We start from the raw sequence: 10724 nt of genomic DNA, 5'->3' as shown, positions 1-10724 counted from the left end.
GTTATTACCCGAAACTTCAGAAACCTTTATCTACCTTGCTATGATCCGTATTATGGTGAGGCGGCTAGCATAAAATTTGACCCCTAAAAACTTTTCAAACACCCTCTAACCAAGCTTTACAAGCTACTCCAGAATTAGATGCTGAATTAATGCTCAATACTGATATATCTATTCAAGGTTGGGCTGTAGCTACAGCAACAGAAGCGCAACTTCTCTTAGAAATTGGTCAACATCAAGAAGCTAGAGAATTACTAGCTGTAGAAGTACCAAAATTTCAACAAGTAGCCCAAAGATGGGGCAATGAATTAATTAGTGACGAAAATCCTTATATATCTACAGCTTATCGCTTTAAACATCCTCGCTTTCAAGATTATATTACTCCAGAAAGAGTAGAAAGAATTATAGAAATTTCTCCCAGCGATCGCCTACTATCTCCTGAGCAGATTCGTAGTAAAAAGATTCATATTGATGTAGAGTTTGAAATGTCCCATAGCTCGCAATGGGATGAAGCATGGTTACATCGTCAAATTGCCATAGCTGAATATTTAGATACTCTTAGCGAACTTTCAGCAAGATTAGACGGTTTACAATCTTTTGCTGCCTTATGCGAAAGTAGAAATGTTAGCACTAGCCGAGATATCCTACCAGATTCTCATGCTGCAACAGGGTTGTATGTCTTACCACCCCATGAATAAGCAATTGCAGTTATATTCAGTGGGAGTGATATCAGTGCGATCGCTTCATGAGTTGAAAGTATTTTGTAATTTTCTGTAGTGAGGGCTTCAGCGCTTTCTTTTGATGGCTTTAGATCGTTGGTTGCTGCTGAGGAGATATTTTATCTACCCCTACTTCTGGTAGAGGTGGACGCACACATAGATAGAATAGCGGGCCGAACAGTGGTATAAAACCGATTAACCAAATTGAGGAATTTTTCCAACCGCGACGCGCCATATCATCTCCTAATAATGCCGGAAATAATAGGCTAAGTAGGCAGAAATCTAGACTCATTACATGAATGAAGCGGCTAGTTTGCCATTGTTGGACAAAATCTCCCCAATCTCCCGCCAGCAGCCCATAACCCACTAAAATAGCCGCAGCTATGGTAAGTAAAATTCCAGTAATGCGAGAATCTAAGGCTTTAATTAAAGCGTTCTTTTTACCCGCAAATTGTGGATTGGAGTTTCTCAGGGCTAAGTATGGTAAAAGTGCAAAAGCACCAACGGCAAAAGAAGCAGTCGCAAAAGGCCAAGCAGGGATTTTCTGTCCTCTACCATCAATAAATAAAACTGCACTATAAATTACAGGCCAAATACCCATAACATTAAATAGTGCAATGATGAAAGGATTAATTCCTTGCCATTGACCTGTGCTCAGGTTTTTAATTAACTCGAATGTATGAGGAGCATCGGGAGGGGCGAGGAGAAAAGCGTAAGCAATAAATCCCAGCCACAACAACCCAAAGCCGATTTTTTTCACCATGATTTACTTTGATTAACTGAAGGCTTCAGAAAGGTAATCAGCAGCCGCAGCGACAACTGCGATCGCACCTTCATAATCTAGTCTAGTAGGGCCTAAAACTCCTACACTCCCTACGGGGACAGAACCTCGGCGATAGGTAGAAGTAATTAAGGTACATGTACGCATTGGTTCTAGGGGATTTTCTGTACCAATCCGCACAGTTACCCTGGGTTTACTGTGATCTTCAACCTCTGGTTCTTCAAAAATTAATCGCCCCAGTTGCTCTTGTTCTTCTTCCAACAGATGGATAATTGTTTGTACTTGCTGGAGTTGGGAAAATTCTGGCTGACGTAAAACTTCAGCGACTCCACGCACCATGATGTTTGTCGCAGTTGGCGCTAGCTTTTTGCGGCTTAATTCAGCAACGGAATTTTTCAAGAATTCGCCATAGCGTTGGAATTCTTGATTTAATTGACTCCAATCCAGATTACCTAATTCTAGTAAGCTCTGTCCCCGCAAATGCGTATTTAAGAAGTTAGAGACTATTTGCAATTCCCGATCTATCACTTCGGGATCGAGTTTTGTTTCTTCTCGCGTCGGTGACAAATCCATCAAGCGTGAATGGGTTTCATAATTATCGGTGACGACAATCAGCATGATCCGCCCAGTTTCAATTTGCACTAATTGCAAATGTCTTAACAATGCTGTATTGGTTTGGGGCATGGTAATCAAGCTAATACACCCACTTAAAGTGGCTAATATCTGAGCTGCACCTTGTAATAGTGCTTCTAAACTCCAATCTTCCCAGTGGAGGCGATTTTGTAGGGCTAGTTCTACTTCTTTAGCTAGAGTTTCTGAAGGTGTAATTAAGCGATCGACATAAATGCGATAGCCAGAATCAGAAGGTACTCGTCCAGCAGATGTGTGTGGTTGGTACAGTAAACCAGATTTTTCGAGGACACCCATTACATTGCGAATTGTGGCTGAACTCACACCGAGATCGTATTCTTCAATTAAAGCTTTCGATCCAACAGGCTCTGCCGTAGCAATGTAGTGACGTACTGTTGCCCAAAGTATATGCTGTTGTCGATTTGTCAACTGGACTTGCATAGGGTATTCTTTACTGAAGGCAAATTTTAATGAAACTTTGGAAAAATTTGTTATTTTTTACGAAAAAAGTAAAAAAATATTAATATTTAACTAATATATCTAATTATTTAATTATAAACCAGTTAATTACCGTAAAGTTCCATATTGATGGATTATGGGGCTGTTGTGTTGTACAGCTTGACTATCACCATTAAAGGTGCTTGTCTCAAAGAAATATTTATTTAGTTGATTAACCGTATTTTTCCATAAGCTTTGCGGAAAAAATGTATTTCCACTTACGGATTTTTTTGCTATTGAGAGATATAAGCGTAAGATAATCATCCTATAGATAACTCATAATATAAAAATTCGCCAGTATTACTACAAGGCGAAAATCAGGTTATTTGCTAAACGATATTATCAGTACTAAATTGGCAATATATAGTACATTTTTTTAAATTAATACCGAGGAACTGAAGAGTCAACTAAATTGGAATAAGCGTCTATTCCACCTGAGATGTTCTTAACGTTGGTAAAACCTTGTGCCATTAACCACTGACACATTTGAGCCGAACGCATACCATGATGGCAGAGTACTAAGGTTTCAGCTTGAGGATTTAAAAGCGTTGGTACTTGATCTCCCCATTCAGCAAATTCACTCAGAGGGAAGTTGACAAAGCCCTCAATACTGGCGATCGCTAGTTCTTGGGGTTCGCGCACATCTACAAGCTGAATAGTAGCATCCCCAGCAGCTAGACGTTGTGCCAGTTCTTCAACAGTAATTTGGGTAATTGCGTTTCCTGTCATGAGGTTTTTGTAAACAATCCGATATCATTTATGTTGGCAGAAGATGTTGATACTCGCATCAGCATCGATTACTAAATAAATTACTTAGATATATGAATTATCAAATATTTGGCAGGCAATGCAAATCTCCTGCCCCTTCTTCTCTATGCTTAGAAATTAAGGGCTTTGGAGGTGAGGAGGTATGATGAACAGACAAAATTCATTATTTGGTTTTTTAGTAGCTGGTGCGATCGCAATTCTGGCGCTTGTGATTGTTGGTTTTTACTGGTTATCTGTCAAAAGTCCAGTGACTATTACGGCTGCGACTCCTTCCCAGCCAGAAGCTAGCATCTTTGTGTCGAAATTTTCGCCAATAACAGTATCTTTACTAGTAAATCCCGAACAATTACAGGCTTTAGATAAGGATGGTGAATTATCTAAGCTGAAAACTAATTTATTAACTAAGAGTAATTTAAATTACCAAGAAGATATTCAACCTTGGTTAGGTAAGGAAATTACTCTAGCTGTAACTAGTTTAGATATCGATCGCGATCCCGAAAACGGACAGCAAATTGGCTATTTAATGGCGCTAGCAACCACACAACCAGAAAAAAGCCGCGAGTTTTTAGAATTACTATTTTCTAAACGGGTATTAGCTGGGGGAAACTTAGGTACAGAAGAATATGAAGGCGTCAAGCTACTGTATGATAATCCCCCACCAAAGCAAGATTTTTTAGCTGGTGCTGCAGTAGGCGATCGCTTTATTTTATTTGCTAACGAACTCAAAGTTCTCAAAGATGCGATTAATAATGTCCAAGCGCCCGATCTCAATTTAAGCAGCTTGGTGCAATATCAAAAAGCTACCCAACAATTACCTAAAGGAACATTAGCTTTAGCCTTTGTTAATCTTCCTAAGTTAGTCAAATGGCAAGGCTTAGAATTGCAAGAAGCAGTTTATGATAGCGAAATTATTTCTTTAGTTTTAAACTCTCAAGGCTTATTAGCAGAAACCAGCTTTTTGAGTGCATCAGCAAATACTTCTGCTGCACCAGCGTCGGTACTTTCTCAACCTGTACAAGCATTGCAATATATCCCCCAGTCAGCAGGATTAGCAATTGCTGGCGCTAATTTGAGCAATTTGGGCGAAACAGATTTAGCTAAACTTTGGAAAGAAGCAACAGCGACTATATATAGTTCTGCTAAAAGTGCTAATTCCCCAACAGCCAAACCATTTAGCGAACTGCAAAATCGTTGGGGTATTAACTTAGGTGAAGATATTTTTAGTTGGGTAAAAGGAGAATATGCGATCGCACTCTTACCCCAAACCGAGAAAAACCAGCAAAGTTGGGTATTTGTTGTCGAAAATACCCCAGAAGTAACAGACGGGATTGCGCGGTTAGATGCGATCGCTTCTAGTAAAGGACTAAATACTAATTCCCTCAATCTAAATAATCAAAAAGTCTCAGCTTGGACAGAATTAATCGCCACTAGCAAAAAACCTGACGATAAAAACCGTCCCGCTTACAGTGTAGATACAAAAGTGCAGGGAGTGCATACAACTGTAGGAAATTACGAAATTTTTGCTTCCGATTTAGAAACAATGGCAGAAATTCTCACAGCTAAAGATAATTCTTTAGTTAAAAATCGGAATTTTCAAGATAGTATTGCGGCGATACCCCAACCCAATCAAGGTTATGTATATCTTGACTGGAAGAAAAGTAAATATCTTGTAGAACGTCAACTACCAATTTTGAAACTAGTAGAAGTATTAGGTAAGCCCTTCTTTGAAAAATTGCGATCGCTTACAGTTAGTAGTTACGGTAGCGATACAGGATTGCTTAAAGGTGGCGTTTTCTTTAAATTGCAACCTTAGTAATTGGGCTAGGGGCTAGGGATAACGACGGATCGCACAAGATTACGATCCGTAGGAAATTTTGTGGAAATTATCTATCTATAAAAGGCTGAGGCTTTGGGTTGAGAGATTAAAATAGAGTTAACAAAGTTAGGGTTTACTTAATTAGGAGTTTCTCTGATGACTTTACAAGAAATTATTAACTCTATTGAAAGTTTGCCAAAAGAAGAACAGGATTATTTGTTTGAGTTTTTTCGTCAAAAAAAGGAGGAATCTAGAGGGGATAATTTTTGGCAGGGATTACAAAAATTTAGAACCGCTATCCAAAGCGAGGGGATGATATTTACTGATGATGATTTCGCTGAATTACGAGATCGCAGTGTGGGCAGAGAAATTGATATATGAGATGGAAATATCTGCTTGATACTAATATTCTATCAGAACCAGCACGTCCTATCCCTAATGCTAATGTTTTGCACAAATTAGGTATCCATAAATCCGAAATCGCCGTTTCAAGTGTTGTTGTTCATGAACTTTTATATGGCTGTTTGAGGTTGCCAGAATCGAAGCGGCGAGAGTCTCTTTGGAATTATATTCATGAATCGGTATTAAATTTACCAGTCCTTGATTATGATTTAAAAGCGGCACAATGGCACGCCCAAGAAAGAGCCAGATTATCCAACATTGGTAAAACCCCTGCTTTTGTAGATGGTCAAATTGCAAGTATTGCTTACTCTAATAATTTAATCTTGGTAACTAATAATGTTTCTGATTTTGATTTCTTTAATAATTTAAGCATTGAAAACTGGTTTGTTAATAGCGCTGATTTTGTCTAAAGGGAGATAATGTGGAAACAAATTGTAAATAGTATAATTTTGTTTAAATACTAATACTTTTAGGAGTAAATTAGTATTTTTTACTGTAATAAAATATATAATTCATACGAAAATAATAAGCTTCTAAATCACACCATACTTGTCATAAAAATCCAATTTTGCACTTTTTCTTCATCTTCCTGTCCCCTAACCCCCACATCTTCTAATTTTTCAGCCCTAAATTGTGGCACATTTGAAGGTGTCACAGGTTGGTCAATATTACGGTTTTTTGATTACAATATGTATATATAGTTACTTATAATATTAATTTTTGGCAGGCTACTATGAAATCTCGTCGCCTCCGGTTTCAGCCTCAATATAGCTGGTTGTTAGCTATATTTACCGCTATTATGACTCAACCTGTAATAGCAGAGCCAGCAAACTTTGGCACAATCAAACTGTCTCCGGGGTTCGATCCAGCCAAAGGAGTTGTTGAAGGTTACACGGGTGGTTCTTTTTCCCTGTCTGCGATTAGTAACCGCGATCGCGATAAAAAAGCCTGCATTGGCTTTGCCGATCCTAAACCAGATCACATACTAATTTTAGAAAAAGACTTTCCTCGCCTCAAAATCTTAGTTAACACTGGCGGCAAAGATACTACATTACTCCTCAAAGGCCCAGACGATCAAACAATTCGCTGTGGTGATGATACTGGCAAGAGTAAAGACGCTAGCATTGACGATCGCAACTTCAAAAAAGGAACCTATCAACTGTGGGTAGGCACATTTGATTCCGGAGCTAGGCATAATTACACCTTAACAGTGCAGCAGCCATGAAGGGAGGACAAGGAAGACAAGGGGGACAAGGAAGACAAATGACTCTTGTAGAGACGCGATTCATCGCGTCTTTGCCCAATGCCCCATGCCCCATGCCCAAATCTCAACTTTGTTACGAGGAACACATCGAACGATAATATGGGAAAGTAGCTTATTTTGCTTTCCGAGGGTACTATCTCGTGCTATCTACACTGCGTACCGACTTTCGCATTATCTTTGAACGCGACCCCGCCGCCCGCAACTGGTTGGAAGTATTATTCTGCTACCCAGGTTTGCAAGCCTTGTTATTTCATCGATTAGCTCACTGGTTGTATGCAATTGGTATTCCGTTTATTCCTCGCTTAATATCTCATATTGCTCGATTTTTCACGGGAATTGAAATCCACCCAGGTGCAGTTATTGGACGAGGGGTATTTATCGACCACGGTATGGGCGTGGTGATTGGTGAAACTGCGATCGTAGGAGACTATGCCCTAATTTATCAAGGTGTCACCCTTGGTGGTACTGGTAAAGAAAGCGGTAAACGCCATCCTACCTTGGGTGAAAATGTAGTAGTTGGTGCTGGCGCAAAAGTATTAGGTAATCTGCAAATAGGAAATAATGTCCGCATTGGTGCAGGATCGGTTGTATTGCGGGATGTTCCTTCTAATTGCACAGTCGTGGGTATACCTGGTCGGATTATCTATCGTTCTGGAGTTAGGGTAGCACCACTAGAACACAACAACCTACCAGATTCAGAAGCCGAAGTAATTCGCGCTTTAGTAGACCGGATTGAAGCATTGGAAGAACAAATACAACGTCTTCAGCCCAGTCCTGTACCTGAAAAAACTCCTGTTTTGGCAGGTAATATAACTGTCAACGAGGAAGAACCAGTAAAAGAAACTGCTTGGTGTAACCTCAGAGATAAAGCTATTCAGCAGTTTTTAGATGGTGCTGGAATTTAACCAATCTCAGTTTTTTAGCTATAAATCCAAGGGCTTTTGTCTACAACAAAGGCATGAAAATTTTACTCCTTGTGCCCTCTGCCATTTGCCATCTGCCTTATTTCCTAGCTATTTTAAAACTGATACCATGCTAGAGGAATTTCGGCAGGGTTCTGACAAATTACTGGTAGCCAAGTCGCATAAGGAAACTCATTCTCTAAACCTTGGAGTTTAGAGCGTGCCGAGCGTAATGATAGATATAAAGGTTTACCGCTAGAAAATTCTGTCAGAAAGTTCTTTAAAAACTCCTGTGCTACTTTATCGGGTACGGGTTCGCGCATGAAAATCATTTGGGGAATATGCAAATCAGCTAAGTTGACTGCTAGTCCCAAACCGTCGCAGGAGTTAAAAATTGCTAGATGCAAACCCTGTTCAATTGCTTTCGTCAGAGCATTTTTCAACTCGGCAATAGTTAAACTATCAGTAGAGTTAATCCGAAAATTGCCAATTTCTGCATCAGCCTGAGTTGAACTGTGACCTGCAAAAAATAAGATATCCCACGATTGCAGCCACAGTTCATCATTTAATACTTGGCGTTGGGGTTCTACTAAAAATGTGACTTCAGCATTGGGTAATTCTTCTAGTAAAAGTCTGTCTTTTTGAATATTAATTCCAGAGCTATCTCCTAATATTGCTAAAATTTTTACCTGGGATTTAACACATTTATTTTTTTCCCGTTTCTCATAAGCAGTAGATGAAATAGCAATTTCAGCTTGAGGATAGCGTTCAAAAAAATTCCACAGATGTAAGGGTATTCGCCTAAGTTGGCTATCTTCTGTTTGTAGCAAAATCCGAATCGAGTCTGATGGATTTAGTTTTTCTAGTAATTGCTCTTTAAGAGGACGAAATAATTCCGAATCTAACCATAAATTTACCTGTTTTTTTAAACTAGTTGCCGCAGTATCGCATTCATTGAATAACTCACGCCTGCTAATATTAGTAACTTGTGTTTCGCTAATCTTAATTCGCAAACTTCCCTGTAAGCTTTGGCGATATGCAGTTTGCCATTGATTGTATATTAAAGCTAATTCTGAAGCCGGAGGTAGTTTACCGTTAGATTCAAAATATGGGTGTTCTCCTTCTAAACCGATTTGTAGTGTAACTGAAAATCCCGTATTTAAGTTACCTTGAGTTAATTTTAAAACTACTAGCTTAGTATCTCCCATTTTTTTAGCAGTAGGAGCTATCATTTGCATCAATTCTTTTAAATCTGCTTGATGCTGGCGATAAAGTACAATTTGTTCGTCTTTACTTTTGAGTTCTGCTTGATATTTAGCTTCTAAAGATTTAAGAGCCAATTCATAATTTTGAGTAAGTTCAGCGTGAATTTTAGCTTTGTTAACATCAGCCGCTACATCCACACGCACAACAACAACGTTGTCGCCTTTATTTTCAATACTTTTAGGTGCTAATAGACTATCTTCATTTTCTAATCGTACTTTTGTTAAAGCCGTAGATAAAGCTTGTGAATTCAAACCATTCCGAAAAATTAAATCAACAGTATTTATTGCCACTTGAAATAACTTAGTAAATTCTCCAGCAGCAAATATTCCACTACTAGGGCGGCGTTCTTGTTGATGATTTAAGAGATAAACATAGTCACAAATGACACCTGTTAATTCAGTTGTACTATCAATATTCCACGATTCTAAACAAGCTGCGGTAAACTTTGCTTGCTGAAAATTTGTCGCTATTGCTTGAACTTTAGTTAAATTTGCTCCTTCTAAGGTTGCACCTACAAATGTAGCTTGACTAATATCTGCTTCAGTTAAATCAGCATAACTCATGTCAGCATAATCTAGGTTAATTCCCTTGAGATTACAGCCGATAAAAACTTTATTATTAGCTTTTTTATTAACAGATAAATCGCGAATTATGGGATTAACTAAAATAGTATTCTCAAGTTGACAAAAAGCAAGTTTTTTGGCTAAATGAAAATTAGTATTAATTAATTTAGCATTAGATAAATTAATATTTTTAAGATAAGCATTGCTAAAATTAGCATTAGTCAAATCTGCTTGTTTAAAGCTAGTCCCAAATAGAGTAGAAACAGCGATCGCTAATTTTTGCATCCAGATAAATTTTGCATCGCCAAGATATATTCGCCAACTGATATAACTAATAAAAAATGTGAGAATTATAGTAGCAAATGTAGCTGCGATCGCTGCTTCTTGAACTGCCCGAACTTTGAATAATGGCAATTGATCGCCCCCAGTAAATACTTCAGCTACAGCTACACCAATTACCGTACCGGATGTAGCTCCAAAAATGATGCTGGGAAACATGATAAATAATGTCACAATCGCTATAATGATGCCAGCAATTTGGGCTTGTACGAAAATCAAAAATGCCAAAATCGTGAACATTACATAAGCAATTGATGTCGTGACGGCAATACAAATAACTCCAGCAGCAATACCTGCAATTTTACCAGTCATTAACCCCAGTAAGAATCCCCAAAATATAGCTGTACAAATGACTCGAAAAAAAGTGGTTAATAAATCATTATTAATAATAGAAATTGCAAAGATAATAATTATACTTATAACTATAATCAGCGCCAATAAATTATCTGTAGTAACTGAATAAGGAAACAGAATATATCCTGTAAAAACAGGTGCAAATCCGGAAATAAATCCAGATAATTCAGTTACTAATAATGTTAACAGAACTAACCCAAATACTCCCTTAATTGTTAATCCTGCTTGAGCATTTTGAAAATTAGCATTTTTGAGAATAGCATCTGTAAAATTGGCACCACGAATGTCAGCGTTGCTGAAGTCTGCACCCGTGAGATTTTGTCCTCTAAAATCACGACCTTGAAGACTTTGACCTGAAAAGTTAGGAAATGTGGCTAATGCCATAAGTTAATATAGATAGCTAAACGTAGATATGGCTTTTATCG

Annotated in this window: 11 protein-coding genes; 7 read left to right on the top strand and 4 right to left on the bottom strand. The window is 38.3% G+C overall.

Going from position 1 to position 10724, the window contains the following annotated elements; translation table 11 throughout:
- Positions 1 to 149 precede the first annotated feature (149 nt).
- Positions 150 to 695: a hypothetical protein gene (locus H6G08_RS24075; protein ID WP_242046255.1), complete on the top strand. Its 546-nt coding sequence runs from the start codon at positions 150 to 152 to the stop codon at positions 693 to 695.
- 109 nt (positions 696 to 804) lie between these two features.
- Here H6G08_RS24075 and H6G08_RS24070 read toward each other — a convergent pair whose 3' ends face one another.
- From H6G08_RS24070 to H6G08_RS24060, 3 genes are all read right to left on the bottom strand, one after another.
- Entirely contained in the window at positions 805 to 1479 is a 675-nt protein-coding gene (locus H6G08_RS24070) for a DUF2834 domain-containing protein (protein ID WP_190547516.1), read from the bottom strand.
- A 12-nt stretch (positions 1480 to 1491) separates the two neighbouring features.
- Positions 1492 to 2568, bottom strand: a complete 1077-nt coding sequence (hrcA, locus tag H6G08_RS24065; protein ID WP_190547514.1) for a heat-inducible transcriptional repressor HrcA — start codon at positions 2566 to 2568, stop codon at positions 1492 to 1494.
- 438 nt (positions 2569 to 3006) lie between these two features.
- Positions 3007 to 3354 (bottom strand): rhodanese-like domain-containing protein, encoded by a 348-nt coding sequence (locus H6G08_RS24060; RefSeq protein WP_096644840.1) that lies wholly within the window; start codon positions 3352 to 3354, stop codon positions 3007 to 3009.
- 184 nt (positions 3355 to 3538) lie between these two features.
- Between H6G08_RS24060 and H6G08_RS24055 the strand changes: the two genes are divergently transcribed.
- From H6G08_RS24055 to cysE, 6 genes are all read left to right on the top strand, one after another.
- Complete coding sequence (locus tag H6G08_RS24055; protein ID WP_190547528.1) at positions 3539 to 5206, top strand: DUF3352 domain-containing protein; 1668 nt, start codon at positions 3539 to 3541, stop codon at positions 5204 to 5206.
- 159 nt (positions 5207 to 5365) lie between these two features.
- The gene (locus tag H6G08_RS24050) at positions 5366 to 5590 is read left to right on the top strand and encodes a hypothetical protein (RefSeq protein WP_190547512.1); all 225 of its coding nucleotides are present in this window, start codon (positions 5366 to 5368) and stop codon (positions 5588 to 5590) included.
- On the top strand, positions 5587 to 6021 hold the full coding sequence (locus tag H6G08_RS24045) for a type II toxin-antitoxin system VapC family toxin (RefSeq protein ID WP_190547510.1): 435 nt from the start codon (positions 5587 to 5589) through the stop codon (positions 6019 to 6021). Before H6G08_RS24050 ends, H6G08_RS24045 begins: the two co-directional genes overlap by 4 nt.
- A 323-nt stretch (positions 6022 to 6344) precedes the next feature.
- Entirely contained in the window at positions 6345 to 6836 is a 492-nt protein-coding gene (locus tag H6G08_RS24040; RefSeq protein WP_190547508.1) for a hypothetical protein, read from the top strand.
- Complete coding sequence (locus tag H6G08_RS24035) at positions 6833 to 6973, top strand: hypothetical protein (protein WP_190547506.1); 141 nt, start codon at positions 6833 to 6835, stop codon at positions 6971 to 6973. The genes H6G08_RS24040 and H6G08_RS24035 overlap by 4 nt, the downstream gene beginning before the upstream one ends.
- Positions 6974 to 7015: 42 nt before the next feature.
- Positions 7016 to 7780 (top strand): serine O-acetyltransferase, encoded by a 765-nt coding sequence (gene cysE / locus H6G08_RS24030; protein ID WP_190547504.1) that lies wholly within the window; start codon positions 7016 to 7018, stop codon positions 7778 to 7780.
- Between the two features lie 113 nt (positions 7781 to 7893).
- On the opposite strand, the gene H6G08_RS24025 is transcribed toward cysE, so the two are convergent.
- Positions 7894 to 10683 carry a pentapeptide repeat-containing protein gene (locus H6G08_RS24025; protein ID WP_190547502.1) on the bottom strand — a complete coding sequence of 930 codons (2790 nt, stop codon included), beginning with the start codon at positions 10681 to 10683 and terminating at the stop codon, positions 7894 to 7896.
- Positions 10684 to 10724: the final 41 nt, after the last annotated feature.

Source organism: Calothrix anomala FACHB-343 (assembly GCF_014696435.1).
GTDB lineage: Bacteria > Cyanobacteriota > Cyanobacteriia > Cyanobacteriales > Nostocaceae > Aulosira > Aulosira anomala_A.
This window is presented reverse-complemented; position numbering and strand designations above follow the sequence as displayed.